The sequence below is a fragment of the Agrobacterium sp. genome, assembly GCF_059499945.1.
Map to the genome: position 1 here is coordinate 133,881 of NZ_JCABZP010000016.1, position 26,970 is coordinate 160,850.

Consider the following 26,970-nt stretch of genomic DNA (forward strand, 5'->3'; position numbering starts at 1 on the left):
GCAAACCGCTGAATTGGCTGATAATTGGAGCGCCAGGCGTCTTTTCGGACGCCCAAGGGACGCTCTAACTCTTTTAAACTACGCATCGTGCTTCTCGAAAATCGAACCTGATTTTTGGGCTGGTGCGCTAAAGTAAGAAAGGCTGAGAATCCGAATGACGGCTCGCACTATCCTTCTGGTGGACGATGACGACGATCTTCGGGAGACGCTGACCGAGCAATTGTCTCCCTATGAGGAATTCTCGCTTTTGAGCGGCGCAAACGCCGCACAGGCGATGCAGACCGCCAAGACCGCTCAGGTCGATCTTTTGATCATGGATGTCGGCCTTCCGGACATGGACGGCCGTGAGGCGGTGAAGCTGTTGCGCAAGGGCGGCTTCAAGGCGCCGATCATCATGCTGACTGGGCACGACACTGATTCCGATACTATCCTTGGGTTGGAAGCTGGTGCCAACGACTATGTGACGAAACCTTTCCGTTTCGCCGTGCTTCTGGCGCGTATCCGGGCGCAGCTGCGCCAATACGAGCAGAGTGAAGATGCGGTTTTCACTGTCGGCCCCTATCAGTTCAAACCCAGCCAGAAGCTGTTGACGACGGAGGATGGCAAGAAAATCCGGCTGACGGAAAAGGAAGCGGCGATCATCCGTTATCTCTACCGCGCCGGCAGCACCGTCGTGACACGCGACGTCCTGCTCGAAGAGGTCTGGGGTTACAATTCCGGGGTGACGACACACACGCTCGAAACGCATGTCTATCGTCTGCGCCAGAAGATTGAACGCGACCCGTCCAACGCTGAAATTCTGGTCACCGAGAACGGCGGATACAAGATCGTTCCCTGAGCAGGGACCTTGTTGCGCCTTTCATATGTCGTCGTTGAAGCTCACGCCGCGCGTCCGAAAAGGCGCGCGGCGTTCTAACACCTTGTATTTTGAGGACTGATATTGGAAAACCGCTATAGTGATGCAGGCGTTTTCCGGAGTAACGATCGACATGGCCTTGACGGACGATATCATGCTGCTGGGGCAAGTGCCGTTGTTTGCAGGGTTCAGCGATGACCAGCTGCGGCTCATCGCCTTCGGTGCGGAACGCCGCCGTGTATCTGCCGGGCAGACATTGTTCCGGGAGCACTCACCGGCCGAATGCGCCTTTGCGGTGACATCGGGCCATTTCGAGCTTTTCACGGCCGGGCGGGATGGCAAGCCCGTGCTGCAGGCGACGCCCGGAAAAGGGGCGCTGCTTTCGGAGCTGGCGCTTTTCACGCTTTGCGAAAGAAAGTTCACTGCGGTCGCGGCTGAGGATTCCGAAGTCATTCGGATAACGCGCATCCTCTTTCACCGGCTAGTGGAGGAGTTTCCGGAAGTGGCCGATATCGTATCGGCGCGTATTCGCGACAATATCGCGTCTTTGGCGGCGGGTGCGGCCCGGTTGCAGAACCGCTTCGTCTGACGTCAAGTCAAACGCGCCGGCTCAAAACCGGAACTGGGCGGTGACCGGAACGTGGTCCGATGGCCGGTTCCAGCCACGGGCCTCGCGCAATATGTCGATTTTTTCAAGCGAGGGGCCGAGATCCTGCGAAGACCAGATATGGTCAAGACGGCGGCCGCGATCAGCCGCCTCCCAATCCTTGGCGCGGTAGCTCCACCAAGTATAGATCTTTTCAGTCTCAGGCACGTTCAGACGCATCAGATCAAGCCAGTTGCCCTGCTTCATGATGTCAAGCATCCCCTCGGTTTCAACAGGCGTGTGGCTGACGATCTTCAGAAGCTGCTTGTGGGACCAGACGTCATTTTCGAGCGGTGCGATGTTGAGATCGCCGACGAGAATGGACGAGGTGCCGGGCACGCCATCGGCACGCAGCGCCTTCATTTCCTCGATGAAATCGAGCTTGTGGCCGAATTTCGGATTGATTGAGCGATCCGGCTCGTCACCGCCCGCCGGCACATAAAAATTATGCAGCCGCACACGGCGCGATCCAACCTGGAAAATCGCGGAAATGTGCCGCGCGTCACCGATTCCGCAATAGTCCTGTCGATGATCTTCGGTCAGCGGAATCTTCGAGGCGATGGCGACGCCGTGATAGCCCTTCTGGCCATGGATGATGACGTGCTCATAACCCAGCGCCTTCAGCGGCTTCATCGGAAACTCGCCATTCGGGCATTTCGTTTCCTGCAGGCAGAGAATGTCGGGCTTGTAACGCACCAGAAACTGCTCAACGATCGGCATTCTGAGCCTGACCGAGTTGATGTTCCAGGTGGTTATCGAAAACGACATGCATGTGCTCCGCTTTTATTGCCGCGAACCGCATGGCCCGTGACATGTTTCCGGGGCGCAGGCTTATAACATCGCGATGAAAACGGGAATTTATTTTAGCGCTAAAATGAAAAAGGCGACCGCAGGGCCGCCTTTCAAAAGTTTCCGTGGGCTTGATGCCTCAGCCGCCTTTACGGACTTCCTCATAATTGATGCTGAAGACGCGTTCATCAAGGTTTACGCCGGTCTGGACGTTGAAGATCATGACGGTCGTGTCCTTGTTCTGGGCGTCGGTCGTCGTCCATTGCCTCAGGTCGAAGGTCTTCGGATCGAACATCAGGGTAATGGTGGAATCGCCGAAGACGCTCTTGTCGCCCAGCACGATTGTGGTCAGATCCGATTCTTCCTTCACGTTCCGGACCTTCTGGTTGCCGAGATCGATCTTGTCGGACAGAAGCAGGCTGAGCGGCGTTTTGGAGAGCGGATAAAGATCCCATGTCTTCAGCTTCATATTGCCAATGACGACGTTCCTGCCGTCGGCAATGACGCGCATGGGCGATGGGTCCTCGTAATTGAAACGAAGCTTGCCGGGCCGTTCGATGTAAAACTTGCCGCCGGTCTGCTCACCACGCGGGCCGAACTGGACGAATTCCCCCATCATGGTTTTGACCGACGAGAAGTGATTGGCGATTTTCTGTGCGGTCGCGCTATTGCCGGCCGCCTGGGCAAAGGCGTCAAGCGGCGATAGGCCGGCGATCACCGCGGCCATGGAAAATGCCGTCAGCACGCCACGTCGCGTCACGCCGTTTTGCGTTGCGTTTGCGGTGGCCGTTTCGCCGGTGGTGAGGTCGTTCATTCTATTCTCCTTCATCGCAGCGATTGTCCGCATAAAAGGCGGCGGCTTCATGACGTTGAAAGCGTGGAATAACGCTTCTCCGCCCCGCTTGGTTGCGGACGTTACCGCTCGATGATGTCTGCTTCCGTTGGCACGAGGATTTCGCGTTTTCCGGCGTGATTGGCGGGACCGATGATGCCTTCCTGCTCCATGCGTTCGATCAGCGAGGCGGCGCGGTTGTAACCGATGCCGAGACGCCGTTGCACATAGGAGGTGGAGGCTTTGCCATCGCGAAGCACGACGGCCACGGCCTGATCGTAGGGGTCTTCGGAATCGGAGAAGTTGCCTGCGCCGGCCGGGCCGCCGGCATTGCCTTCCTCGTCGTCTTCCTCGGTAATCGCTTCCAGATATTCCGGCGACCCTTGTGTCTTCAGATAGGCGACGATTTCTTCGACTTCATTGTCGGAAACGAAGGGGCCGTGCACGCGCTGGATGCGCCCGCCGCCCGCCATATAGAGCATGTCACCCATGCCGAGCAGCTGTTCGGCGCCCTGTTCTCCAAGGATGGTGCGGCTGTCGATCTTCGACGTCACCTGGAAGGAGATGCGGGTTGGGAAGTTTGCCTTGATCGTACCGGTGATGACATCGACGGACGGACGCTGGGTGGCCATGATGACGTGGATGCCGGCGGCACGCGCCATCTGCGCCAGGCGCTGCACCGCGCCTTCGATGTCCTTGCCGGCAACCATCATCAGGTCTGCCATCTCGTCGATGATGACGACGATATAAGGCAGTGGCTTCAGGTCGAACTCTTCCGTTTCGTAGATCGCCTCACCAGTCTGGCGGTCGAAGCCGGTCTGGACCGTGCGGGTAAGGATTTCACCCTTGTCGAGCGCCTGCTGCACGCGGCTGTTGAAGCCGTCAATATTGCGCACGCCGATCTTCGACATTTTCTTGTAGCGCTCTTCCATCTCGCGCACCGTCCACTTCAAAGCCACCACGGCCTTTTTGGGATCGGTAACGACCGGAGAAAGCAGATGCGGAATGCCGTCATAGATCGACAGTTCGAGCATTTTCGGATCGATCATGATCAGGCGGCACTGCTCCGGTGACATGCGGTAGAGCAGTGACAGGATCATGGTGTTGATGGCAACCGACTTGCCCGAGCCGGTGGTGCCGGCGACCAGCAGATGAGGCATCTTGGCAAGATCGGCGATGACGGGTTCACCGCCGATGGTCTTGCCGAGCGCCATGGCGAGCTTCGCCTTGCTGTTTTCGAAATCGCGGCTGCCGATCAGTTCGCGCAGGAACACGGTTTCGCGCGTCTGGTTCGGCAGTTCTATGCCGATGGCGTTGCGACCGGGAACGACGGCGACACGGGCGGCAATCGCGCTCATGGAGCGGGCGATGTCATCAGCAAGACCGATGACGCGCGAGGATTTGATGCCGGGCGCCGGTTCCAGTTCGTAAAGCGTGACGACCGGGCCGGGGCGGACATGGATGATTTCGCCCTTGACCCCGAAATCCTCGAGAACGCCTTCCAGAAGGCGGGCGTTCTGTTCCAGCACTTCCTCGCTCAGCATATTGTCGCGAACGACATTCTTCGGTTCTGCCAGAAGATGGACGGTTGGCAGCTGGAAACCGTCTGCGGCGATGAAGGAGGCCTGCGCCTCCCTTGCCACGCGCTCGCTGGGCTTCGGTCGTGCGGAAGGTGCTGTTATTCTGGGCTGTCCGCGTCCCGGCACCTGTCTGGCGGTGAATTTCTGGTCGGCCTCGTCGTCGGAGAGAATGCCGTCCGGCAGACGGCGTTCGTCCGCGTCGAAGGGCGGTTCGTTATCCATGTCCTCGTCATGATCGAGCGCGATGGATGGAGGTGACATCTGGCGACGCGATGCGGCGCGTTCTTCGAAAGACGGCTCTGCGCGCTGGTCGAGGCGGTTGATTGCGGTCTTGAGGCGAGAAGGTTCGTTCAGCGTGCCGAACTCATATTCGTTGAAGTCATAGGGATGTTCGAACTCATCGTGCAGGGACTTCGACTTCAGGCCGAACAGGCGGCGCAAGCGCGCCTGGGTGATGTACCAATAATGCGTAAGCGCGCCGAAGGCGAGCATATTGGCGAAGAAGCCTTCGCCGTCGTCTTCGTCATCCTCTTCGACTTCACGGGCTGCGCGGGCCTTGCTGGTGGTGACCGGAGCGGCTTCTTCCCGCTCCAGTTCATCGTCCAGGCCGCCCACAATACCGGCGGCAAACAGCATCAGCCAGGCAGCCGGTGCCGCGAATATGACACCCAGTACCGTGGCGATCGTGCCGGTGGGGTAAGCGCCGATAAAAAGGGCGGGAAAACGCAGGATCATGTCACCGATGACACCGCCGATGCCGTTCGGAAGCGGCCAGGTGACGGGGGCAGGAAAACAGCCGAGCGAGGCGGCGCAGACAATGGCGCCAGCGATCCAGGCCACGAGGCGGACGGGTATGCGGTGGAATTTACGATTGGCGATCAGCGCGATCGCCCAGGCGATGACCGGGAGAAGCGAGATGATTGCGGAAAGCCCGAGGAACTGCATCACGATATCGGCGAAAATCGCACCACCGTAACCCAGAAGATTGGTAGGCTGGTTTCCTGTCGCATAGGAGAGGCTCGGATCCGCCACATTCCATGTGGCGAGTGCGGCAATGCCCAGCGCGATCGTGGCCAGCATAGCGAAACCGGCCAGAGCCATGATCTGACGCACGAAAAACGCCGTCAGCACGAAGCGTGTGTGACGACCATCGAATGTCGGAGAATGCATTCTGCCCATGTCCCTGAACCCGTCGCTTTTCTTGGTTTCGGCAAGATTCGGCTGGTGACCAAATCCCGGATTGACAGGGAAAACTAACCGCTTGCTGGTTAATGTCGTATTAACCATGCGGTTTTTTGAGCGTTCACGGGTTTGCGTCAAAGAAAAAGGCCCGCCGAAGCGGGCCTTCTTTTGGAAGAGGGGATGGAGAACCCCTCTTCCGTGATATCAGGAGTGGTAGGCGGCTTCGCCGTGGGTCGCGAGGTCGAGACCTTCGCGTTCGGCTTCGACCGGAACCCTGAGACCAACGATCACGTCGACGATCTTGTAGAGGATCGCCGAGACGATGGCGCACCAGACGATGGTGATGGCGACGGCGACGAACTGCGTCCAGACCTGCGAGGCGATGGAGAAATCGGCCTTGCCCGTGCCGCCAAGCAGCGGAGACGTGAAGATGCCGGTGCCGAGGGCGCCGATGATGCCGCCGATGCCGTGGACACCGAAGACGTCAGCTGTGTCGTCGTAGCCGAACTTGTTCTTCACAACCGAGACGAAGAAGTAGCAGATCGGCGAGACGATGAGGCCGAGAACGATAGCGCCCATGGGTCCGACGGAACCGGCCGCAGGCGTTACGGCGACGAGGCCGGCGATCATGCCCGAAGCTGCGCCCAGCATGGAAGCCTTGCCGCGGGTGAAGCTTTCAACCAGCGACCAGGAAACGATGGCTGCTGCAGTGGCGAGGAAGGTGTTCATGGTTGCAAGAACCGCACCGCCAGATGCTTCGAGGTTGGAGCCGGCGTTGAAGCCGAACCAGCCGAACCACAGCATGGCTGCGCCAACCAGCGTCAGCGTCATGGAGTGCGGGGCCATCATGTCCTTGCCGAAGCCGGTACGCTTGCCAACCATGATCGCGCCGATCAGGCCCGCTACACCGGCATTGATGTGAACGACCGTGCCGCCGGCGAAGTCGAGAGCGCCCATGCCGAAGATCAGGCCGTTCGCATCCCAGACCATGTGAGCGATCGGGAAGTAAACGAAGGTGGCCCACAGGATGGTGAAGAGAATGACGGCGGAGAACTTCACGCGTTCTGCGAAGGCACCGATGATCAGCGCCGGGGTGATGGCCGCAAAGGTCATCTGGAAGGCGATGAAGGTGTATTCGTAGATCACGACGCCCTGGGAGAAGGTTGCCGAGGTGCTGTCAAGCGAAACGCCCGACAGGAACAGCTTGCCGAAACCGCCGAAATAGGGGCCGGTGCCGCCGCCAAAGGCAAAAGAATAGCCGTAGATGACCCAGATGAGCATCATGACCGCGGTGATGACGGTGCACTGCATGAGAACGGAGAGCATGTTCTTCGTGCGGACGAGGCCGCCGTAAAACAGCGCCAGACCCGGAAGGATCATGAACAGCACGAGGATCGTCGCGACATACATGAATGCGGTGTCGGCTTTTTCAGGAACGGGCGCTGCGGCTGCTGCCGGCGCGGCATCCTGGGCAAAGGCGATGGCCGGCGCCATCAGGGCCGCCGCTGCGGCGCCCAGCTTGCCGAGCGTGGAAAATTTGTTGAGTTGCATAGTTAGAAAACTCCCCTGTCAGCCGTGCTTCAAAGCGCTTCTGTGTTGGTTTCGCCGGTACGGATGCGCACGGCCTGTTCGATAGAGTAGACGAAGATCTTGCCGTCACCGATCTGCCCGGTCTTTGCCGCAGACGCGATCGCCTCGACGGCCTTGTCGACGACGTCGGATGGAACTGCGATCTCGATCTTCAGCTTGGGAAGGAAGCTCACCGCATATTCCGTGCCGCGATAAATCTCGGTATGCCCCTTCTGGCGTCCGTAACCCTTTACCTCGGTCACGGTCAGGCCCTGGATGCCGACGCCGGTGAGCGCTTCGCGCACTTCATCCAGCTTGAACGGCTTGATAATGGCCATCACAATTTTCATCTGGTTTCCCATCCTTTGTTTTGTCCTCGGCACGGAGCCGACTCTCCTGCCGCTGGCAGATCAGTAACAGCGACTGAGGACATACATTCAAAGGGCGTGCCAGTTTTGAGTGTGTATCTAACGTATTGAAATATAAAACTTATATGAAAGGCGTCTGAAAAAGGGGCATTTGTCGCCAAAATTTGCGTCTATTAAATGTGCGATTTTCAGAAAAAGCACATTATTTAATCATTTGCCCTTTTGCGGATCAAACCCTCCTGCGCCACGGAAGCGACCAGTTCACCCTGTCTGGTGAAAATATTGCCACGGGTCAAACCACGAGCGCCGGAAGCGCTGGGGCTATCCTGTGTGTAAAGCAGCCAGTCGTCCAGACGGCAGGGGCGGTGGAACCACATGGCGTGATCGAGGCTCGCCACCTGAATGGAGGGATCGAAGATCGTTGTTCCATGGGCGTAGAGCGAGGTGTCGAGCAGGGTCATATCTGAGAGATAAGCGAGAATGGCCGACTGCAGACGCGGATCATCCGGCACGTCGCCGACGGCGCGGACCCAGATATCCTGCTGCGGTTCCAGCTTTTCTTTCGAGATATAGTGGGTCAGCGAAACCGGCCTTATCTCGATCGGCCGCTTGTTGCTCCAGTATTTGCGAATTGAAGCGGGCGCCTTGGCGAGGAAGGCCGCCTGCATCTGCTCTTCGCTCATCAGCTTTTCGGGCGGCGTCACATCAGGCATCTTGATCTGATGGTCGAAACCATCCTCGAAAATCTGAAACGAAGCAGACATGGAAAAAATCGCTTTGCCATGCTGAATGGCGACGACACGGCGGGTGCAGAAACTCGCGCCATCGCGGATGCGCTCTACCTGGTATACGATGGGCACCAGCGGATCGCCCGGGCGCATGAAATAGGCATGCAGCGAGTGCACGAAACGGTCGTCATCCACGGTCCTTTGGGCGGCAATCAGGGCCTGCGCGATGACCTGACCGCCGAAAACCCGCTGCCAGCCGATTTGCGGGCTTTCGCCCCGGAACAGGTTCTCCTCCAGCTTCTCGAGATCGAGCGTGGCGATGAGATTGGCCATCGGGTCTGACGTTTGCGAGGGATGCGACATTTTTTCGGCCTGCTCCGGCTGTAGGAAGACGTCACATGGTCTATAGTGCGCCGATGATGCGTGCACAAGATTTGAGGAGAAGCGTGATGCTGGACGTAGTGGTGGCAGGCGGCGGATATGTCGGTCTTTCCGTTGCTGTTGCAATCAAGCAGGCGGCCCGGCATCTTAATGTGCAGGTGGTCGAGGCCGCTCCCGAGGATGTCTGGGTAAAGGACGTCCGTGCGTCCGCCATCATCGCGGCGGCCACCCGGATGCTCGATGTTTTCGGCATCTGGAGCGAGATTGAGCCGGAAGCCCAGCCGATCCACAAGATGATCGTCACCGATTCGAAGACCGCCGATCCGGTGCGTCCCGTGTTCCTGACGTTCGACGGTGCCGTAGAAGAGGGCAGGCCGTTTGCCCATATGGTTCCGAACGTCGCTCTGGTGGGGGCGTTGCGGGGCCTGTGCGAACGCCTTGGCATAGAAATCCGCCACGGTCTCAGTGTTTCCGATTTCGCCGCGGGGCCGCAGTCGACGGCCATCAGCCTTTCCGACGGGTCAATGCTCGAATCGCGATTGCTGATTGCCTGTGACGGGGTTCGCTCGGCACTCAGGGACATGGCTGGCATCAAGACCGTGCACTGGGCTTATGATCAGTCCGGTATCGTGACGACCGTTGAGCATGAGCGGCCGCATGAGGGTTGTGCGGAGGAGCATTTTCTGCCATCGGGCCCCTTCGCCATCCTGCCCTTGAAGGGAAACCGGTCTTCGCTCGTCTGGACCGAACGCACGGCCGATGCCGACAGGCTGGTGGCCTCCGACGATCTGGTGTTTGAAGAAGAGCTGGAGCGCCGGTTCGGTCACAAGCTCGGTCCTCTGCGTCCCGTCGGTCCCCGCCGCGCCTTCCCGCTGGGGCTGACGCTGGCGCGCTCCTTCGTCGCGCCACGGTTTGCGCTTGCGGGTGACGCGGCGCATGGCATTCACCCGATTTCCGGGCAGGGTCTCAATCTTGGCTTCAAGGATGTGGCGGCGCTCGCGGAAACGGTGGTCGAGGCCGACCGTCTGGGCCTCGATATTGGCTCTCTCAATGTTCTGGAGCGTTACCAGTCCTGGCGGCGTTTCGATACGTTGCGGATGGGCGTGACGACCGATGTGCTGAACCGGCTTTTCTCCAATGATATTGGTCCTATCCGTGTCATGCGTGATTTCGGTCTCGGCGTCGTGGATCGTTTGCCGGGTCTGAAATCCTATTTCATCGGTCAGGCCGCCGGCACGACGGATGCGAATGCGCCGCGTCTGCTTGTCGGCGAGGCGCTTTGATCCAGCCCTTCGCATATATTTCGGATCGGCTTTTCCGGGATTGCCGCTTGACAGCCTATCCCGGTATTTTCTGCCCCGACGCCCTTCCGTAAAGATGAATCCGGCCAAGGACTTATCCGGATTCATAATCTGGTATGGGCCGCGCGCTCGCCAACCAGATATTGCGGAGAACAAAAGCTGAATCATGCGGAGTCAGCGATTCGTATTCGATTCGTTCGCAGACTGTTCCGTAGCCGAATCGATTCGATTTTCGCCGGATTCTTTTTGTTTCTTCAACTTGCTGAATCTGCACGGAAAATTCCGTGGATCGGTCGCCTTGCGCCACTTTGCGGGCAAGGCCTATTGCCTTTGTCAGCGGGCGTTGCCATGTGTGGTGCGTGCGGCCCGCATCAGCAATGGTGAGCGGCACGGCAAGCAGATGAAGTCGATTCGCGGATAGTACGTTGAATTTTCGCCCCATGATCCTGAGCGGCCGCGGTGTCACGGCCGTTCTCGGCCCCACCAATACCGGCAAGACCCATTACGCGATCGAGCGGATGGTCGCGCATGGCAGCGGTGTCATCGGCCTACCGCTGCGTCTTCTGGCGCGGGAGGTCTATACCCGCCTCGTTGAAAAGGTTGGGGCGCCGAATGTGGCGCTGATTACCGGCGAAGAAAAGATTTCACCTCCCAAAGCCAAATATTCCGTCTGCACGGTTGAAGCCATGCCGCGCGAGACGACGGCCGCCTTCGTCGCGATCGACGAGGTGCAGCTGGCGGGTGATCTCGAGCGCGGGCATATCTTCACCGACCGGGTGCTGCATCTGCGCGGGCGGGAGGAAACGCTGCTGCTCGGCGCGGGCACGATGCGCCCTATCCTCGAAAAGCTGCTGCCCGGAATTACCGTGGTGGAACGTCCGCGCCTGTCGCAGCTTTTTTATGCGGGTCAGAAGAAGATAACCCGTCTGCCACAGCGCACGGCGATCGTCGCTTTTTCCGCCGATGAGGTCTATGCCATTGCCGAACTGGTGCGCCGCCAGCGCGGTGGCGCAGCCGTGGTGCTGGGTGCGCTTTCGCCACGCACGCGCAATGCGCAGGTGGGTCTCTACCAGTCCGGCGATGTCGAATATCTTGTCGCGACGGACGCCATCGGCATGGGTCTCAACCTCGATGTCGATCATGTCGCCTTCGCACAGGACCGCAAATTCGACGGTTATCAGTTCCGCAATCTCAATCCCGGCGAGATCGGCCAGATTGCCGGCCGCGCCGGTCGCCACCTTCGCGACGGTACATTCGGTGTGACGGGGCGTGTCGATCCGTTCGATGACGAATTGGTGGAGCGGATCGAAACCCATCAGTTCGACGCGGTGAAGGTGCTGCAATGGCGGACGAAAAATTTCGATTTTTCCTCCATCGCCAATCTGCGCCTGAGCCTCGACGCCGCACCGGCGATCCAGGGACTTTCGCGCGCTCTGCCGGCAATTGACCAGCAGGCGCTGGAATATCTGTCGCGTTATCCTGAGATCATTGATGTGACGACCACCGATTCGCGGGTGGAAAAGCTCTGGGAGGCCTGCGCGCTGCCCGATTATCGCCGCATCGCCCCCGCACAGCATGCCGACCTGATCTCCACGCTCTATTTCGACCTCGTCAAACGGGGGGCGGTGAATGAGGATTTCATGGCCGAGCAGGTGCGCCGCGCCGACCGGACGGATGGAGAGATCGATACCTTGTCTGCGAGGATTGCGCAGATCAGAACATGGACTTATGTATCGAACCGCCCAGGATGGCTTGCCGATCCGACACACTGGCAAGAAAAGACTCGGGAAATCGAGGATCGATTGTCCGATGCGCTACATGAAAGGTTGACGAAACGCTTTGTTGATCGCAGGACATCTGTGCTCATGAGGCGCCTGAGAGAGAATGCGATGCTTGAAGCTGAAATCAGTGTAAATGGTGATGTCTTTGTAGAAGGACATCACGTCGGCCAGTTGGCCGGGTTCCGGTTCACGCCGGTGCCGGGAATGGAAGGGCCGGATCAGAAGGCCGTGCAGGCTGCGGCGCAGAAGGCGCTCGCGCTCGAATACGAGGCGCGTGCTGCGCGTCTGCATGCCAGTGGAAATGGCGATCTCGCTTTGAGCTCCGATGGTCTGGTTCGCTGGTTGGGCGAGCCGGTAGCCCGCCTTTCGGCCGGCGACAACATCATGAAGCCGCGGGTGATCCTGCTTGCCGACGAGCAGTTGAGCGGCAATGCCCGTGATCACGCGCTGGCGCGCGTCGAGCGTTTCGTCAATCATCAGATTGCGACCGTGCTGAAGCCGCTGGACGATATTTCCCGCGCCGAAGACCTTCAGGGTCTGGCGAAGGGCCTGGCGTTCCAGCTGGTCGAAAATCTTGGCGTGCTGTTCCGCCGCGACGTTGCCGAAGACGTGAAGTCTCTCGACCAGGACGCGCGCGCCTCCATGCGCCGTTACGGCGTGCGTTTCGGCGCCTACCATGTTTTCCTGCCCGCGCTTCTCAAGCCCGCTCCGGCGGAGCTCGTCACGCTGCTCTGGGCTTTGAAGAATGATGGCCTTGGCAAGCCGGGTTACGGCGATCTCATTCCGGTGCTTGCCGCCGGCCGTACATCGGTCGTCACCGATGCCAGCTTCGAGCGCATGTTCTATAAGCTCGCCGGTTTCCGTTTCCTCGGAAAGCGCGCCGTGCGTATCGACATTCTCGAGCGTCTGGCTGATCTCATCCGTCCGCTCCTGCAATGGAAGCCCGGCCAGCAGCCGCGTCCGGAAGGCGCCTATGACGGTCGCCGTTTCACGACCACGACAGCCATGCTTTCCATTCTCGGCGCGACGCTCGACGACATGGAAGAAATTCTGAAGGGTCTCGGTTACCGCGCCGACCAGGTGACGGCGGAAGAGGCGCAGGCCTTCCTCGCCAGTCACGCCGGTGCCTCTGCCCCGGTTGCTGCAGAAGCGGCGACGGCAGAAGAGGAAAGCATCGAGACCGAGGAGCACGAGCCGGCTTCCGAAGAGCAGGTGTCCGAAACGGCGACTGTTGCGGAAGGCGAAGCTGCCGAGGCGCCGGTTGCGGAAGCTGCCAGCGAAGAGGCTGCTGCAGCCGAGGCTGCGTCGGAAAACGCCGAGGCCGCCGAGCCCAAGCCTGTCCTTCTGTGGCGTCCGGGTGGTCGCAACGAAAATCAGCGTGGCGAAAACCGTCGTCCCGGCAATCGCGGTCAAGGCCGTGGTGAGGGAGCCCGCGAACAGGGTGAGCGTCGCGGTGAAGGCCGTCCCGGCAATCGTGACGGTGCAAACCGCGAAGCTGCCAATCGCAGTGGCGACGGCGAGCGCAAGCGTGATGGCGGACGTCCCGACCGTGGCAACAACCGCAACAATGATCGTCATGATCGCGGGGAGCGCAAGGACCGGCCGGAACGCAATGACCGTGGCGGAAAGCCGCAGGGGCAGCAGCGCTTCGAAGCCAAGCCGCCGCGCAAGGAGAAGCCGCTCGATCCGGATTCACCTTTCGCAAAGCTCGCTGCTCTCAAGGAGCAGCTGAAGAAGTAAGCCTATGGGAAGCAGCGAACAGCCACTGGAAAGCACGCGACAGCGTCTGGACAAGTGGCTGTTCTTTGCCCGTATGGCCAAGTCCCGTTCGCTTGCCCAAGGCTACATTCAGTCGGGCCACGTCAAGGTCAACGGGGTTACCATCCGCCAGCCCAGCCATGCGGTGAAGGCGGGTGACAGGCTCGATATCGGTTTCGAGCGCATGGACAAGTTGCTCGTCGTCAAGTCCGGCGGAACACGGCGTGGGCCCTATGAGGAAGCCAGACTTCTCTATGACGACCAGACACCGCCACGGGAACCTTCCGACAGGCTGACGCCTCTCGAGCAGGCGTTGCGCCAGCCGGGCAGCGGGCGTCCGACTAAAAAAGAGCGCAGGGCGCTCGACAGGTTTCTGTCTGATAGCGACGGAAGCAAAGATTAGAATAAACCTCCAAGTCGCACCCGTTTTTCAGAATTGTTTATCCTTGCTATCTGTAGTCAAAGGCATTACGTCACTTGCGAAATTGCCCTGTCTGAATTCCGGGCGACGGCTTGTGTTCCGAAGCCCAAAGACCCGGCCTGCATATTCTGGAGTTCATCATGACATATGTCGTGACCGACAATTGCATCCGCTGCAAATATACCGATTGCGTTGAGGTCTGCCCCGTCGACTGCTTTTACGAGGGTGAAAATTTCCTCGCGATCAATCCCGATGAATGCATCGATTGTGGTGTGTGCGAACCGGAATGTCCCGCCGAGGCTATTAAGCCCGATACGGAGCCGGGTCTCGACAAGTGGCTGAAGCTCAATGCCGAATATGCGGCAATCTGGCCGAACATCACAATCAAGCGCGACCCGATGGCGGAAGCCAAGGAAATGGACGGAGTTGAAGGCAAGCTGGAGCTTTATTTCTCTGCCGAGCCCGGTAAGGGCGACTGACCTCGGATTTACGAAGGTCCTGTACAAATATTTGAAAAGCCCTCGTTGCACCCAGCACGAGGGCTTTTTGTTTATCCGCCGCGGCCGGATTGGAGCGTGGTGGAGAGCAATGTCAGAAGGGCCACGCTTTCCTCCAGGCTTTGCCGCTGGCGGCTTTGCAGGATGGCGGCCTGCAGACGGTTCATCTCGCGGGCAATCGCCGCTGGCTGCCACGTTCGCAGCGCTCTTTCGATGACGGGTTTTCTGCGGAAGTGGATGTGGCGTCCAAGCGTCTGCATGACCTGGCCGGCCTGCAGTTTTTTCTCATCCATTTCGGCCCGCATCTGGTCGAGCAGCTGGAATTGCTTGAGGCATCCCTGGAGCACAAGGAAGATCGGCGTCTTCGAAGAGACGATCTTCTGCGTCGCATGGAAAAAGGCGTTTCTGTCGCCTTTCAGGATGGCGTCAACGGCATCGTCGGCGGAGACCGTGCTGGCATCGCCGATAATGGAGAGAACGTCGTCTTCTTCGACCACGTCCGCGCCACGGCAATAGAGCGCGAGCTTACGGATTTCATTGCGCGAAGCGATACGGTCGCCGCCGAGCGATTCTATCAGCCTCTGCCGCGCAGCAGGCGCGATGCGGAGATTGTCTGCGGATAGTTCCTGATCGATCAGTGCATTCAGCGAGCGGGCATCGTCGGCATAACAGGGGATCGCGGCGATGGAGCGCGCAGGCTCCGCGATCTTGCGCAGTCCGGTACCTTTTTTGACATCGCCCGCTTCGATGATCAGGAAGCTCGCTTCCGGCGGCGTTTCCGCCAGAATCTGGAGGGCATCCACCAGCGCCTTTTCGGCTGAGGCACCTTTGACCCAGACGAGTTTTTCACCGCCGAAAAGACCGATGGCGTTCACTTCATCGAGCAGGCGGCCAGGGTCGCCCTGCAGATCGGATGCGGTCAGCTTTAGCGATGCGAAAGCGTCGTCGGGATCGATACCGGTCTTTTTGGCGATGAGGGTCGCCCGTTCCGACACGAGGCCGCGATCCGGGCCGTAGAGCACGAAAATGCGAAAGCGCTCCGCCGGATTTTCGGCGAAGCGCTCGAATTCATGGGACTTTATCTCCGTCACGGCCGCCGCTCTCAGCGGCCGAGTGTGGCGGCGATATCGGTGCGGATGATTTCAGCCAGTTCCCGGGCGGCACGATTCTCGGCGTCGCGAGTTGCACGGATCTTGGCGAATTCCTGCTGCGGCAAGTCCACCTGCGCCGTCACGCTGCGGCGTGCAGAGCGCAGAATCTGACCGTCGGAAACGCGCGTCAGCACATATTGACCGCTCATCACGACACGGCCGGGATAGGGGCCGTCGTAATTGTTGTTCGCCCGGGTCGTCAGGTCGTAGTTCTGCACTTCCGTTGACGTGGCGCTCGAGCTTACAAAAACTTTGACGTTATATTGCGCCGTGGCCGGTTGGCCCGCGCCGCCGGCCATCAGAAAGATCAGCTGATTGCGGACTTCCTGCCCGACCCTGCCACCGGTCTCGGAGACGCTGACGGCCGCCAGCCTCTCCTTGGTTCCGGAAGCCTCACCATAAAGCGGGCGCACCTGGCAGCCCGCCAGAAGACCAGCCATCGTCACGACGGAAATCGCTGCCGCGACGCGGCTCCATCTTGAAAAAACGTCAGACAACAATGTTCACAATCCTCTGCGGAACCACGATGACTTTTTTGGGCTCGCCACCGGCAAGAATCGATTTGACGGCATCCAGCGCAAGGGCGGCCGTTCGGACCGCATCTTGATCCGCATCGCGCGCGATTGTCAATTCGCCACGCTTCTTGCCATTGACCTGCACGGGCATGACCACGTCGTTTTCCTCGACCAGCGAAGCGACGAAGCTTGGCCATGGTGTCTGGGCCACGAGGCCCGTATTGCCCAGCGCCGACCAGCATTCTTCCGCCAGATGCGGTGTCATCGGGGCAATGATGCGGATGAGGATTTCGACGGCGTCGCGCGCCGCTGCCTTGACGTCGTCAGGCTTTCCGCCAGAAGCAACATCGGCGAGCGGACCGGCCAGCGCATTGACCAGTTCGTAGATGCGGGCGATGGCCTTGTTGAAGGCGAGCTTGTCCAGATCTTCCTGAACAGCCTTCAGCGTCTTGTGAGCCGCCTTGGAGGCTGCCAGCCCTTCGCCTTCGGTTGCCGGCTTCGGCTTCACGTCCTTCAACTGTTCGGCTGCTTCGCCAATGATCCGCCAGACGCGCTGAACGAATCGGTTTGCACCTTCCACACCGGCTTCAGACCAGATGACGTCGCGATCAGGTGGCGAATCGGAGAGAACGAAGAAGCGCGCGGTATCCGCCCCGTAGGATGCGATGATATCGTCAGGGTCGACCACGTTCTTCTTAGACTTCGACATCTTCTCGATGGAGCCGATCTTCACCTCTTCGCCGGAAGAGAGCAGGAAGGCGCGGCGCGCGCCGTCGTTTTCCTCGATCCGCAGTTCGGCAGGCGGCACCCATTCACGCGTTGTGCCTTCACCGCGGCTGTAAGTCTCGTGGACCACCATGCCCTGGGTGAACAGGCCCTTGAAGGGTTCCTTGACATCCACATGCCCTGTTTCGCGCATCGCACGGGTGAAGAAGCGCGAATAGAGCAGGTGCAGGATGGCATGCTCGATACCGCCGATATATTGATCCACCGGCAGCCAGTGGTTGGCGACCTTCGGGTCGGTCGGTGCGTCTTCCCACGGCGCGGTGAAGCGCGTGTAATACCAGCTGGAATCGACGAATGTATCCATCGTATCCGTTTCGCGGCGTGCGTCATGGCCGCATTGCGGGCAGGAGACATGGCGCCATGTGGGGTGCCGGTCCAGCGGGTTGCCGGGCACATCGAAAGTCACGTCGTCGGGCAGTTTGACCGGCAGATCCTTTTTCGGAACCGGCACCACGCCGCAGACTTCGCAATGGATGACCGGGATAGGGCAACCCCAGTAACGCTGGCGGGAAATGCCCCAGTCGCGCAGGCGGAAATTGACCTTGCGCTCGGCCTGCGGCGTGTTGCCCAGCATCTCAGCAGAGAGCTTCTGCACGACCGCCTCAAAAGCGTCCGTCGTATTCATGCCGTTCAGGAAGCCGGAATTGATCATCACGCCATCATCGGTGAAGGCGGTGTCTTCGATGGTGAAGCTTGCGGCATCCGGACCTTCCGGTGCGACGACGGCGACGACCGGCAGGCCGTATTTGCGGGCGAAATCCAGATCGCGCTGGTCGCCGGAGGGGCAGCCGAAGATCGCGCCGGTGCCATAGTCCATCAATACGAAGTTGGCGACATAGACCGGCAGTTCCCATGTCGGGTCCAGCGGGTGCACGACCTTGACGCCGGTATCGATACCCTTCTTTTCCGCGGTTTCCAGCGCTGCCAAGGAGGTGCCATGGCGACGGCATTCGTCGCAGAACTCGGCAATCGCAAGATTCTGCGCAGACAGTTCCCGCGCCAGCGGATGGTCGGCGGCGATCGCCAGGAAGGATGCGCCGAACAGCGTGTCCGGGCGCGTCGTATAGACGGTGATGTCGGAGAAACCTTCCGGCGCCGTGTCAGTGACGGTTTGCCAGCGCAGCGACAGGCCTTCAGAGCGGCCGATCCAGTTCTTCTGCATCAGGCGCACTTTTTCCGGCCATTGATCCAGCGTATCCAGCTCGTCCAGCAGGTCCTGGCTGAAATCGGTGATGCGGAAGAACCATTGCGTCAGTTCGCGCTGTTCCACCAGCGCGCCGGAGCGCCAGCCGCGACCGTCGATCACCTGCTCGTTGGCCAGCACGGTGTGGTCGACCGGGTCCCAGTTGACCTTGGACTGCTTGCGATAGACGAGACCCTTTTCCATGAAATCGACGAATAGCGCCTGCTGGCGATGGTAATATTCCACGTCACAGGTGGCGAATTCGCGGGTCCAGTCCAGCGACAGGCCCATGGATTTCAGCTGGCCGCGCATGGTCGCGATGTTCTGGTAGGTCCAATCCTTCGGATGAACCTTGTTCTGCATGGCGGCATTTTCGGCAGGCATGCCGAAGGCGTCCCAGCCCATCGGATGCAGGACGTTGAAACCACGGGCACGCTTGTAGCGGGCGACGACGTCGCCCATGGCGTAGTTGCGGACATGGCCCATATGGATGCGTCCCGACGGATAGGGAAACATCTCTAGAACGTAATACTTCTCACGCGGATCGCTGTTGTCGGTGACGAAAACCTTGTCTTCGTTCCATTTCTGCTGCCAGCGCGGCTCGGCGTCGCGAGGATTGTAACGTTCGATGGCCATTGTTTAGAATTCCGGGTATCGAGGGGAAAAATTTGCGCTGACCTTCACCATGAAACGACCGGGGCGTCAAGTTTGGCGGGGCATTCGGGCGTTCAATCTTGGCCAGCGTGCCTCAAATGGTGCTAAACCCGCTTGGCATCAAGGCAATCGGCGTCTAGTTAGCGTTGCGAATGGTTCAAATGAAGGTCTTGTGATGGAAATCGAAGCACGTCTTGAGGATGTCAGGCAGCGCATTGGTGATGTCGCGGAAAAATCCGGCCGCAAGCCTGCGGATGTTGCCCTTGTCGCGGTCTCGAAGACCTTCGATGCGGAGGCGATCCAGCCGGTCATCGATGCCGGCCAGCGCGTATTCGGCGAGAACCGCGTGCAGGAAGCGCAGGGCAAGTGGCCGAAACTCAAAGAGAAGACTGACGGCATAGAGTTGCGTCTGATCGGCCCGTTGCAATCCAACAAGACGGCGGATGCCGTGGCGCTGTTTGATGTCGTCGAGAGCGTCGACCGCGAAAAGATCGCCCGCGCGCTTGCCGAGGAATGCGCCAAACAGGGCCGCAGCCTCCGGTTTTATGTTCAGGTCAATACCGGGCTTGAGCCGCAAAAGGCGGGCATCGATCCGCGTGAGACAGTTGCTTTCGTGGCCTTTTGCCGGGATGAGCTGAAATTGCAGGTTGAGGGATTGATGTGCATTCCGCCGGCTGATGAAAATCCCGGTCCGCATTTTGCGCTGCTGGCGAAGCTTGCCAGGGAGTGCGGCCTTGAGAAGCTTTCCATGGGCATGTCCGGGGATTTCGAAACGGCCGTCGAATTCGGCGCGACCAGTGTGCGTGTGGGTTCGGCCATCTTCGGTACGCGATAAGGCCATAAACAAAAAACCCGGCGCTGAGGCCGGGTTTCAAGCATTCGAAAACGACGATCAGTACTGATCGTCCTCGTCTTCGTCCTTCTGCGTGGATTTCAGCGAGGAGAGCTTCTTGAAGACCGCATCGGCGTCGATCTGTTCGTCTTCTTCGCGCTGGAAGTTGTAATCCAGACCTTCCGTCACGGTTGCCGGCTGCAGTGTGTTGTCCAGCTCTTCGGCTGTCGGCAGCGGGCGGCCGCGCGAGGCGCGTTCGACTTCAAGGTCGAGATCGATCTGGCTGCAGAGGCCGAGCGTTACCGGATCCATCGGCGTCAGGTTTGCCGAGTTCCAGTGGGTACGGTCGCGAATCTGCTCGATCGTCGATTTCGTGGTGCCGACGAGACGCGAAATCTGCGCATCCTTCAGTTCCGGGTGGTTGCGAACGAGCCAGAGAATAGCGTTCGGACGGTCCTGACGCTTGGAAACCGGCGTGTAGCGCGGGCCACGGCGCTTGGATTCCGGCACGCGGACCTTCGGCTCGGAAAGCTTCAGCTTATGGTTCGGATTGGCTTCGGCACGGGCGATCTCGTCGCGGGAAAGCTGTCCGGTCGCGATCGGATCGAGGCCCTTGATGCCCTGCGCGGCTTCACCGTCGGCAATTGCCTTGACTTCAAGCGGATGCAGTTTGCAGAACGTGGCGATCTGATCGAACGACAGCGCGGTGTTGTCAACCAGCCATACAGCCGTAGCTTTTGGCATGAGCAATTGTTGAGCCATAGATACAGTCCTTCTGTCCGTCCGCGCCGGTGTCGCGGGCGTGGTATCAACCACTGATTTCCGGGATATTGGCGCTCTATAACCGGATTGCATCATAATTGCAATTCTTTGCGAAACAAATGACCTTTGTCTAATTGCCGTGCGCATTTGAACTGCTATGAATTCAACACATGCCTGAGGTGGGAGTCTCAAGGTCACGCATATCTAGCCATATCTGGTTCCAGGAGGAGTTCATGTCTGCCAAAATCTACCCGGTGCTCAAATCGGCGAAGGCCCGCACGCTCATCGACAATGAGCGTTACCAGAAATGGTATCAGGAGAGCGTCGAGGATCCGGAAAAGTTCTGGGACAAGCACGGCCGGCGGATCGACTGGTTCAAGCCCTATACCAAGGTCAAGAATACGTCCTTCAAGGGTAGGGTGCCGATCAGGTGGTTCGAGGACGGCCTCACCAACGTCTCCTATAACTGTATCGACCGTCACCTGAAGACGCATGGCGAGCGCACGGCGATCATCTGGGAAGGCGATAACCCCTATATCGACAAGAAGATCACCTATAACCAGCTCTATGATTATGTCTGCCGTCTTGCGAATGTGCTGAAGAAGCACGGCGTCAAGAAGGGTGACCGCGTCACCATCTATATGCCGATGATACCCGAAGCGGCTTATGCGATGCTCGCCTGCGCCCGCATCGGCGCCATCCATTCGGTCGTCTTTGGCGGCTTTTCGCCCGAAGCGCTGGCGGGCCGCATCGTCGATTGCCAGTCCACCTTCGTCATCACCTGCGATGAGGGCGTGCGCGGCGGCAAGCCTATCCCGCTCAAGGAAAACACCGACAAGGCGATCGATATCGCCGCCAAGCAATATGTCATCGTCAACAAGGTTCTGGTGGTGCGCCGCACCGGCGGCAAGACCGGCTGGGCTCCCGGCCGCGACATCTGGTACCATCAGGAAATCGCCACCGTTAAGCCGGATTGCCCGCCGGTGAAGATGCGCGCTGAAGACCCGCTGTTCATCCTTTATACCTCCGGCTCTACCGGCAAGCCGAAGGGCGTGCTGCACACGACTGGTGGTTATCTCGTCTATACGTCGATGACGCATGAATATGTCTTCGACTACAAGGATGGAGAGGTCTTTTGGTGTACCGCCGATGTCGGCTGGGTCACCGGACACTCTTATATTGTCTATGGGCCGCTAGCGAATTGCGCGACGACGCTGATGTTCGAAGGCGTTCCCAACTTCCCCGATCAGGGCCGGTTCTGGGAAGTCATCGACAAGCACAAGGTCAATATCTTCTACACGGCGCCGACGGCGCTCAGATCGCTGATGGGGGCGGGCGACCAGTTCGTTCAGCGCTCGTCGCGCTCCAGCATCCGTCTTCTCGGCACGGTGGGTGAGCCGATCAACCCGGAAGCATGGGAGTGGTATTACCATGTGGTCGGCGAAGACAAGAGCCCGATCGTCGACACCTGGTGGCAGACGGAGACCGGCGGCATTCTCATCTCGCCGCTGCCGGGCGCGACCGATCTGAAGCCCGGCTCGGCGACGAGGCCGTTCTTCGGCGTGCAGCCGCAACTTGTCGATGCCGAAGGCAACGTGCTGGAAGGGCCGGCTGACGGCAATCTCTGCATCATCGACAGCTGGCCGGGCCAGTCGCGCTCCGTCTATGGCGATCATCAGCGCTTCATCGATACGTATTTCTCGACCTACAAGGGCAAATACTTCACCGGTGACGGCTGCCGTCGTGATGAGGACGGTTATTACTGGATCACCGGCCGCGTCGATGACGTGCTGAACGTTTCCGGTCATCGCCTTGGCACGGCCGAAGTGGAATCGGCGCTGGTGTCGCATCATCAGGTTTCGGAAGCGGCCGTGGTCGGTTATCCGCATCCCATCAAGGGACAGGGCATTTATTGTTATGTCACGTTGATGGCGGGCCAGAATGGCGACTATGCGCTGCGCGAGGAGCTGGTGAAACACGTGCGCAACGAGATCGGGCCGGTTGCGACACCTGACAAGATCCAGTTCGCGCCGGGCCTGCCCAAGACCCGTTCCGGCAAGATCATGCGGCGTATCCTGCGCAAGATCGCCGAGGACGACTTTGGTGCGCTGGGGGATACATCGACGCTCGCCGATCCGGCGGTGGTCGAAGACCTCATCGCCAACCGGCAGAACCGCACGGCGTGATCTTTTGAAAAGGCTGCTTCGGCAGCCTTTTTTCTGTCGGCCATTTTCACAAACAAAAACACCCGGAGGTGGAACCTCCGGGTGTTTTCAATTTTATCCGGTAAGGATTACTGGCCGCGGATCTTCTTCAGGTCCGCCAGAACGGCGTCAACGACGTCAGCGCCGATTTCAGCCTTGTGCTTTTCGTACACGACCATCGACTTTTCGCGAATACGGGTCTGCTCTTCCGGAGACAGCGTGTTCACTTCGAGACCGGCAGCCTTGATCTTTTCCAGCGACTTCTGGTTCAGTTCGCGGATGACCTTGCGTTCTTCGTCACGGCCGACGACTGCGCATTCACGCAGGGCCGTCTGCTCTTCGGGCGTGTAGCTGTCGAAGATCGGCTTGGAGAAGAGGAAGAGGAACGGCGTATAGGCGTGGTTCGTCTCGGTGATGTACTTCTGCACCTCGTAGAACTTGGAGGTGTCGATCGTAACATAGGGGTTTTCCTGTGCGTCGATCGCGTTGGTTTCAAGCGCCGAGAACACCTCACCGAAGGCCATCGGCGTTGCGTTGGCGCCGAGGTTCTGGAAGGTGTCGAGGAAGATGTTGTTCTGCATCACGCGGACCTTGAGGCCCGAGAAATCTTCCCACTTGTTCACGGCATGCTTGGAGTTGGACAGGTTGCGGAAACCGTTTTCCCAGTAGGCGAGGTTCACGAGACCCTGCTCTTCCAGCTTCTTGTTCATCATGTCGCCGAAGGCGCCGTCCATGACGGCATCGGCTTCCTTGTCGTTCGCAAAGAGGAACGGCAGGTCGAAGACGCCGAGCGACGGGATGAGGCCGACGAGCGGCGAGGACGAGGTTACGACAGCTTCCTGAACGCCGGAGCGCAGGGCCTGCGTTGCCTGAAGGTCGCCGCCAAGCGCGCCGCCCCAGAATGCCGTGAGCTTCAGCTTGCCGCCGGATTTGTCATCGAGGCAGGCCTGCATGGCCTTGATGCCGTTGCCAACCGGGTGGTCCTGGTTGATGCCGTTCGAAACGCGGATGTTACGGCTGTTGAATTCGGCCATTGCCGGGGCAGCGGCGCCAACGGCGAAGGCAATCGCTGTAGTGGTCAGAAGAAGCTTTCTCATAATATCCTCCCTTGGATTGTGGTCGAGAAAAAGTATCGATTAACGAAGGTACTGCAGCGGAACCATGACGATGTCAGGGAATATCACCAGCAGCGCCAGCACGATGGTTTCGGCGACGAGGAACGGCCAGACGCCGATTGTGACCTTGCCGAGCGGGATGCGGCCGACACCACTGACGACGTTCAGCACGACGCCAACCGGAGGGGTAATCAGGCCGATGGCGTTGTTGATGATGAAGAGTACACCGAAATAGACCGGGTCGATGCCTGCCTGCTTGATGATGGGCATCAGAACAGGCGTCAGGATCAGGATGGTCGGGGTCAGGTCGAGCGCGGTTCCGACGATGAAGACCAACACCATGATGACGATCATCAGAAGCATCGGACGGTCGATCAGCGGCTCGATATAGCCTGCGACTTCGTTCGGAATGTTCGCCGCCGTGATGAGCCACGCGGAGACGAGTGCAGCGCAGACGAGGAACATGATGATCGAGGTGCTCTTGGCGGCGCGCAGAAGCACGTGGAACAGGTCCGCCGGCTTCAGTTCGCGGTAAATCACCATGCCGACGAACAGCGCGTAAGCGGCAGCGACGACGGCGGCCTCCGTCGGTGTCATGATGCCGGCCTTGATGCCGCCGAGGATGATGACGGGCATGCCGAGCGCCCAGCCGGCGCGGGCGGTTGCGACGAGACGTTCCTTGGCTGTGGTTCTCGGCAGCGGCTTGATGTCATCCTTGCGAACGACGATCAGCCAGGCGACGATCAGCGAAATGCCCATCAGAATGCCGGGAACGATACCTGCCAGGAAGAGCTGGGTGATCGAGACGTTTGCGGCGACGCCGAAAACGATGAAGGCCATGGACGGGGGGATCACCGGTGCGATGATGCCACCTGCAGCGATGAGGCCGCCGGAGCGCGGAATATTGTAACCGGCCTTCGCCATCATCGGGATGAGGATTGCGGCAAGGGCTGCGGTATCGGCTGCCGCCGAACCCGAGATGCTGGCCATGATGATGGCCGCCACGATGGCAACGATGCCGAGACCGCCCCTGATATGACCAACGCAGGCGATGGCGAAATCAATGATGCGGCGCGACAGGCCGCCCGAATTCATCAATTCGCCAGCCAGAATGAAGAACGGGATGGCCAGCAGCGTGAAGGTATCCGCGCCCGAAATCATGTTCTGGGCGATGATCGCAGTGTTGAACATGCCCATGTACCACATGAGCACGACGCCGCAGAACATCAGCGAGAAAGCGACGGGAACGCCAATCGCCATGGCTCCCAGGAGAGAGCCGACAAAAACGAGAAGTGTCATGGTATCAGCGCTCCGAAAGCTGTTCGATCGTCAGGTTCTCGCCCGCAAACTGGGCGATTTCGTCCTCTGTCACGCGGCCCGTCAAAAGACGGTAGAGGCGTTCCAGCGCGATGATGAACATCAGGCCGCCGGTGAACATGCCGATGCCATAGACCCAGATCATCGAAAGCTTGGTGACGGGGGCATGCATGCTGGCGTTGATGCCTGACTGCTTCCAGGTTCCCCAGAAGAAGATGGCGGAACAGGCCAGAATGATGATGTTCGACGCGATCATGCAGACGATGCGGGCACGGCGCGACAGGAACATCACCAGCGTTTCAATGCCCATGTGGCTGTTCTCACGGAAGGTGAGCACGGCGCCGAGGAAGGTCAGCCACACGAAGAAATAGCGCGACAGTTCTTCCGAGACGTTGATGCCGGAATTCATCGAGTAACGCATGACGACGTTGACGAAGACCATGATCGACATGCCGGCGAGCAGCAGGACGAGAATGATTTCGAGAATCCGGTAAAAGAGATTGATGGTCTTTTGCATTTTCCCCTCCCGAAGAAATATCTAGAGCAGCCCTCGTTTCGCCAGGTTGCGCATCAGGGCCGCGGTGCCGAATGTCCATTCCGGGCATTCGTCAGTCGTCGTGACCCAGTTGATCAGCTTACCGAGCTTGGGCGTGGAGATTTCGACACGGTCCCCCTTTGAATGGGTGAAACCGAGACCTGGTCCATGGCGGTCCTTTACCGGCGCGAACATCGTGCCAAGGAAAAAGACGGCACCGTCAGGATATTGATGGTTGCGGTTCAAAAGCTGCGACGCAAGGTTTTCCGGCGTGCGGCTGATCGCCTCCATGGGGCTGGCGCCCGTCATGGTGAAACCGTCTTCGCCTTCGACCAGAAGCGAGATCTGCGACTTCTTCACATCTTCAATGGTGAAGTTGCCGTCGAACAGGCGGATGAAAGGACCGATCGCGCAGGAGGCGTTGTTGTCCTTGGCCTTGCTGAGCAGCAGGGCGGAACGGCCTTCGAAATCGCGCAGGTTGACGTCGTTGCCAAGCGTTGCGCCGATGATGCGGCCATCGGAGGTAATGGCCAGCACCACTTCCGGTTCCGGGTTGTTCCACTGCGATTTCGGGTGAACGCCGATCAGGGCGCCGCAGCCCACCGAGGCCATGGCCTGCGCCTTGGAGAAGATCTCCGCATCGGGGCCGATACCTACTTCCAGATATTGCGACCACAGGCCCATTTCCTGGAGCAGTTTCTTGACTTCGGCGGCTTTTTCCGAGCCGGCCTCAAGTCCCTTGAGATTGTCGCCGAGAACCGGGGCCAGCCGCCCGCGAATTTCCTGCGCGCGCAGCGGATCGCCCTTGGCCTGCTCTTCGATCACCCGTTCCAGCATGCTGTCGGCAAAGGTGACGCCTGCAGCCTTGACGGCCTGAATGTCATTGGGGGCAAGAAGTTCGCCGGCGGAACCGTCCAGAAACGCCTCCAGCGCACCGAGTGCGACGAATGTACCGGTGTCGGCGAGCCGCTCCACCAGATCCGTGTTTTCCAGAAGTTCGGACATGGTCGGGGAAAGCGAAGTGAGGTCATAAAGCACGCCGCCCTTGAGCAGGACGGGGCAGGGGCCGCCCTCGCTTTTCGACCAGACGCGGCCGACGAGCAGCGCGTTTTCGAAATCTTCAGGCAAAATTGCAGTAGCGTCGATGGACCTTGTGCCGGTCATGTAGTCCTCCCCTTCAGCATCCGACAGGCCGCCTCCTGCGGTCTTATTGTCTGGATGTCTGAC

Annotated in this window: 23 protein-coding genes; 8 read left to right on the forward strand and 15 right to left on the reverse strand. The window is 59.3% G+C overall.

Translation table 11 applies throughout. From position 1 onward, the window contains the following. The first annotated feature begins 154 nt into the window (after nucleotides 1–154). Both AC5I5B_RS20005 and AC5I5B_RS20010 read left to right on the forward strand, forming a co-directional pair. Nucleotides 155–838 carry a response regulator transcription factor gene (locus tag AC5I5B_RS20005; RefSeq protein WP_003505216.1) on the forward strand — a complete coding sequence of 228 codons (684 nt, stop codon included), beginning with the start codon at nucleotides 155–157 and terminating at the stop codon, nucleotides 836–838. 151 nt (nucleotides 839–989) lie between these two features. Further along, nucleotides 990–1,445: a cyclic nucleotide-binding domain-containing protein gene (locus AC5I5B_RS20010; RefSeq protein ID WP_031233965.1), complete on the forward strand. Its 456-nt coding sequence runs from the start codon at nucleotides 990–992 to the stop codon at nucleotides 1,443–1,445. A 21-nt stretch (nucleotides 1,446–1,466) separates the two neighbouring features. Here AC5I5B_RS20010 and AC5I5B_RS20015 read toward each other — a convergent pair whose 3' ends face one another. The 6 genes from AC5I5B_RS20015 to tesB form a co-directional block, all read right to left on the reverse strand. Continuing rightward, complete coding sequence (locus AC5I5B_RS20015) at nucleotides 1,467–2,270, reverse strand: exodeoxyribonuclease III (protein ID WP_003505210.1); 804 nt, start codon at nucleotides 2,268–2,270, stop codon at nucleotides 1,467–1,469. Between the two features lie 160 nt (nucleotides 2,271–2,430). Further along, on the reverse strand, nucleotides 2,431–3,156 hold the full coding sequence (locus tag AC5I5B_RS20020; RefSeq protein WP_161974148.1) for an outer membrane lipoprotein carrier protein LolA: 726 nt from the start codon (nucleotides 3,154–3,156) through the stop codon (nucleotides 2,431–2,433). Nucleotides 3,157–3,206: 50 nt separating this feature from the next. Next, nucleotides 3,207–5,873 (reverse strand): FtsK/SpoIIIE family DNA translocase, encoded by a 2,667-nt coding sequence (locus AC5I5B_RS20025; RefSeq protein WP_162695548.1) that lies wholly within the window; start codon nucleotides 5,871–5,873, stop codon nucleotides 3,207–3,209. Nucleotides 5,874–6,089: 216 nt separating this feature from the next. Then, entirely contained in the window at nucleotides 6,090–7,436 is a 1,347-nt protein-coding gene (locus AC5I5B_RS20030) for an ammonium transporter (RefSeq protein ID WP_020810586.1), read from the reverse strand. 29 nt (nucleotides 7,437–7,465) lie between these two features. After that, the gene (locus AC5I5B_RS20035) at nucleotides 7,466–7,816 is read right to left on the reverse strand and encodes a P-II family nitrogen regulator (RefSeq protein ID WP_004444057.1); all 351 of its coding nucleotides are present in this window, start codon (nucleotides 7,814–7,816) and stop codon (nucleotides 7,466–7,468) included. 212 nt (nucleotides 7,817–8,028) lie between these two features. Beyond that, nucleotides 8,029–8,913 carry an acyl-CoA thioesterase II gene (gene tesB, locus AC5I5B_RS20040; RefSeq protein ID WP_003505201.1) on the reverse strand — a complete coding sequence of 295 codons (885 nt, stop codon included), beginning with the start codon at nucleotides 8,911–8,913 and terminating at the stop codon, nucleotides 8,029–8,031. On the opposite strand from tesB, the gene AC5I5B_RS20045 reads away from it, so the two are divergent. Continuing rightward, a complete protein-coding gene (locus tag AC5I5B_RS20045; RefSeq protein ID WP_423753527.1) occupies nucleotides 8,889–10,214 on the forward strand; it encodes a ubiquinone biosynthesis hydroxylase in 1,326 nt (441 codons plus the stop codon). The genes tesB and AC5I5B_RS20045 overlap by 25 nt on opposite strands. 112 nt (nucleotides 10,215–10,326) lie before the next feature. Here AC5I5B_RS20045 and AC5I5B_RS20050 read toward each other — a convergent pair whose 3' ends face one another. Continuing rightward, the gene (locus AC5I5B_RS20050) at nucleotides 10,327–10,674 is read right to left on the reverse strand and encodes a hypothetical protein (RefSeq protein WP_020811742.1); all 348 of its coding nucleotides are present in this window, start codon (nucleotides 10,672–10,674) and stop codon (nucleotides 10,327–10,329) included. Between AC5I5B_RS20050 and AC5I5B_RS20055 the strand changes: the two genes are divergently transcribed. The 3 genes from AC5I5B_RS20055 to fdxA all read left to right on the forward strand — a co-directional run bounded on the left by AC5I5B_RS20055 (nucleotide 10,673) and on the right by fdxA (nucleotide 14,671). Beyond that, nucleotides 10,673–13,753, forward strand: coding sequence for a helicase-related protein (locus tag AC5I5B_RS20055; RefSeq protein ID WP_003505197.1), 3,081 nt, complete (start codon nucleotides 10,673–10,675; stop codon nucleotides 13,751–13,753). The genes AC5I5B_RS20050 and AC5I5B_RS20055 overlap by 2 nt on opposite strands. A 4-nt stretch (nucleotides 13,754–13,757) precedes the next feature. Next, complete coding sequence (locus AC5I5B_RS20060; RefSeq protein ID WP_003505195.1) at nucleotides 13,758–14,174, forward strand: RNA-binding S4 domain-containing protein; 417 nt, start codon at nucleotides 13,758–13,760, stop codon at nucleotides 14,172–14,174. A 158-nt stretch (nucleotides 14,175–14,332) separates the two neighbouring features. After that, nucleotides 14,333–14,671: a ferredoxin FdxA gene (gene fdxA / locus AC5I5B_RS20065; RefSeq protein WP_003505193.1), complete on the forward strand. Its 339-nt coding sequence runs from the start codon at nucleotides 14,333–14,335 to the stop codon at nucleotides 14,669–14,671. 71 nt (nucleotides 14,672–14,742) lie between these two features. On the opposite strand, the gene holA is transcribed toward fdxA, so the two are convergent. Genes holA through leuS form a run of 3 tightly spaced genes read right to left on the reverse strand, consistent with a single transcriptional unit; the run spans nucleotide 14,743 to nucleotide 18,960 of the window. After that, complete coding sequence (gene holA / locus AC5I5B_RS20070; protein WP_111834619.1) at nucleotides 14,743–15,780, reverse strand: DNA polymerase III subunit delta; 1,038 nt, start codon at nucleotides 15,778–15,780, stop codon at nucleotides 14,743–14,745. 11 nt (nucleotides 15,781–15,791) lie between these two features. Further along, nucleotides 15,792–16,337 carry an LPS assembly lipoprotein LptE gene (locus AC5I5B_RS20075; protein ID WP_003505190.1) on the reverse strand — a complete coding sequence of 182 codons (546 nt, stop codon included), beginning with the start codon at nucleotides 16,335–16,337 and terminating at the stop codon, nucleotides 15,792–15,794. Then, nucleotides 16,330–18,960 (reverse strand): leucine--tRNA ligase, encoded by a 2,631-nt coding sequence (gene leuS / locus AC5I5B_RS20080; protein WP_111834620.1) that lies wholly within the window; start codon nucleotides 18,958–18,960, stop codon nucleotides 16,330–16,332. The genes AC5I5B_RS20075 and leuS overlap by 8 nt, the downstream gene beginning before the upstream one ends. A 193-nt stretch (nucleotides 18,961–19,153) precedes the next feature. On the opposite strand from leuS, the gene AC5I5B_RS20085 reads away from it, so the two are divergent. After that, on the forward strand, nucleotides 19,154–19,813 hold the full coding sequence (locus AC5I5B_RS20085) for a YggS family pyridoxal phosphate-dependent enzyme (protein ID WP_162691890.1): 660 nt from the start codon (nucleotides 19,154–19,156) through the stop codon (nucleotides 19,811–19,813). Nucleotides 19,814–19,870: 57 nt separating this feature from the next. Here the strand turns inward: AC5I5B_RS20085 and AC5I5B_RS20090 are convergent, their stop codons facing one another. Further along, nucleotides 19,871–20,572: a DUF1013 domain-containing protein gene (locus tag AC5I5B_RS20090; protein WP_026363744.1), complete on the reverse strand. Its 702-nt coding sequence runs from the start codon at nucleotides 20,570–20,572 to the stop codon at nucleotides 19,871–19,873. 233 nt (nucleotides 20,573–20,805) lie between these two features. Here AC5I5B_RS20090 and acs point away from each other — a divergent pair, with 233 nt between their 5' ends. After that, on the forward strand, nucleotides 20,806–22,758 hold the full coding sequence (gene acs / locus AC5I5B_RS20095; RefSeq protein ID WP_111834622.1) for an acetate--CoA ligase: 1,953 nt from the start codon (nucleotides 20,806–20,808) through the stop codon (nucleotides 22,756–22,758). Between the two features lie 107 nt (nucleotides 22,759–22,865). On the opposite strand, the gene AC5I5B_RS20100 is transcribed toward acs, so the two are convergent. Genes AC5I5B_RS20100 through AC5I5B_RS20115 form a run of 4 tightly spaced genes read right to left on the reverse strand, consistent with a single transcriptional unit; the run spans nucleotide 22,866 to nucleotide 26,907 of the window. Then, nucleotides 22,866–23,873, reverse strand: a complete 1,008-nt coding sequence (locus AC5I5B_RS20100; RefSeq protein WP_060727351.1) for a TRAP transporter substrate-binding protein — start codon at nucleotides 23,871–23,873, stop codon at nucleotides 22,866–22,868. A 39-nt stretch (nucleotides 23,874–23,912) separates the two neighbouring features. Next, nucleotides 23,913–25,190, reverse strand: coding sequence for a TRAP transporter large permease (locus tag AC5I5B_RS20105; RefSeq protein WP_003505178.1), 1,278 nt, complete (start codon nucleotides 25,188–25,190; stop codon nucleotides 23,913–23,915). A gap of 4 nt (nucleotides 25,191–25,194) precedes the next feature. Next, nucleotides 25,195–25,725: a TRAP transporter small permease gene (locus AC5I5B_RS20110; protein WP_003505177.1), complete on the reverse strand. Its 531-nt coding sequence runs from the start codon at nucleotides 25,723–25,725 to the stop codon at nucleotides 25,195–25,197. A 21-nt stretch (nucleotides 25,726–25,746) separates the two neighbouring features. Beyond that, nucleotides 25,747–26,907, reverse strand: a complete 1,161-nt coding sequence (locus AC5I5B_RS20115; protein WP_003505175.1) for a fumarylacetoacetate hydrolase family protein — start codon at nucleotides 26,905–26,907, stop codon at nucleotides 25,747–25,749. Nucleotides 26,908–26,970: the final 63 nt, after the last annotated feature.

What these genes read in the sequence shown, in the direction of transcription:
- AC5I5B_RS20005 (WP_003505216.1), top strand. Translation starts at nt 155, where the DNA reads ATGACGGCTCGCACTATCCTTCTGGTGGACGATGACGACGATCTTCGG.
- AC5I5B_RS20010 (WP_031233965.1), top strand. Translation starts at nt 990, where the DNA reads ATGGCCTTGACGGACGATATCATGCTGCTGGGGCAAGTGCCGTTGTTT.
- AC5I5B_RS20015 (WP_003505210.1), bottom strand. Translation starts at nt 2,270, where the DNA reads ATGTCGTTTTCGATAACCACCTGGAACATCAACTCGGTCAGGCTCAGA.
- AC5I5B_RS20020 (WP_161974148.1), bottom strand. Translation starts at nt 3,156, where the DNA reads ATGAAGCCGCCGCCTTTTATGCGGACAATCGCTGCGATGAAGGAGAAT.
- AC5I5B_RS20025 (WP_162695548.1), bottom strand. Translation starts at nt 5,873, where the DNA reads ATGCATTCTCCGACATTCGATGGTCGTCACACACGCTTCGTGCTGACG.
- AC5I5B_RS20030 (WP_020810586.1), bottom strand. Translation starts at nt 7,436, where the DNA reads ATGCAACTCAACAAATTTTCCACGCTCGGCAAGCTGGGCGCCGCAGCG.
- AC5I5B_RS20035 (WP_004444057.1), bottom strand. Translation starts at nt 7,816, where the DNA reads ATGGGAAACCAGATGAAAATTGTGATGGCCATTATCAAGCCGTTCAAG.
- tesB (WP_003505201.1), bottom strand. Translation starts at nt 8,913, where the DNA reads ATGTCGCATCCCTCGCAAACGTCAGACCCGATGGCCAATCTCATCGCC.
- AC5I5B_RS20055 (WP_003505197.1), top strand. Translation starts at nt 10,673, where the DNA reads ATGATCCTGAGCGGCCGCGGTGTCACGGCCGTTCTCGGCCCCACCAAT.
- AC5I5B_RS20050 (WP_020811742.1), bottom strand. Translation starts at nt 10,674, where the DNA reads ATGGGGCGAAAATTCAACGTACTATCCGCGAATCGACTTCATCTGCTT.
- AC5I5B_RS20060 (WP_003505195.1), top strand. Translation starts at nt 13,758, where the DNA reads ATGGGAAGCAGCGAACAGCCACTGGAAAGCACGCGACAGCGTCTGGAC.
- fdxA (WP_003505193.1), top strand. Translation starts at nt 14,333, where the DNA reads ATGACATATGTCGTGACCGACAATTGCATCCGCTGCAAATATACCGAT.
- leuS (WP_111834620.1), bottom strand. Translation starts at nt 18,960, where the DNA reads ATGGCCATCGAACGTTACAATCCTCGCGACGCCGAGCCGCGCTGGCAG.
- AC5I5B_RS20085 (WP_162691890.1), top strand. Translation starts at nt 19,154, where the DNA reads ATGGAAATCGAAGCACGTCTTGAGGATGTCAGGCAGCGCATTGGTGAT.
- AC5I5B_RS20090 (WP_026363744.1), bottom strand. Translation starts at nt 20,572, where the DNA reads ATGGCTCAACAATTGCTCATGCCAAAAGCTACGGCTGTATGGCTGGTT.
- acs (WP_111834622.1), top strand. Translation starts at nt 20,806, where the DNA reads ATGTCTGCCAAAATCTACCCGGTGCTCAAATCGGCGAAGGCCCGCACG.
- AC5I5B_RS20100 (WP_060727351.1), bottom strand. Translation starts at nt 23,873, where the DNA reads ATGAGAAAGCTTCTTCTGACCACTACAGCGATTGCCTTCGCCGTTGGC.
- AC5I5B_RS20105 (WP_003505178.1), bottom strand. Translation starts at nt 25,190, where the DNA reads ATGACACTTCTCGTTTTTGTCGGCTCTCTCCTGGGAGCCATGGCGATT.
- AC5I5B_RS20110 (WP_003505177.1), bottom strand. Translation starts at nt 25,725, where the DNA reads ATGCAAAAGACCATCAATCTCTTTTACCGGATTCTCGAAATCATTCTC.
- AC5I5B_RS20115 (WP_003505175.1), bottom strand. Translation starts at nt 26,907, where the DNA reads ATGACCGGCACAAGGTCCATCGACGCTACTGCAATTTTGCCTGAAGAT.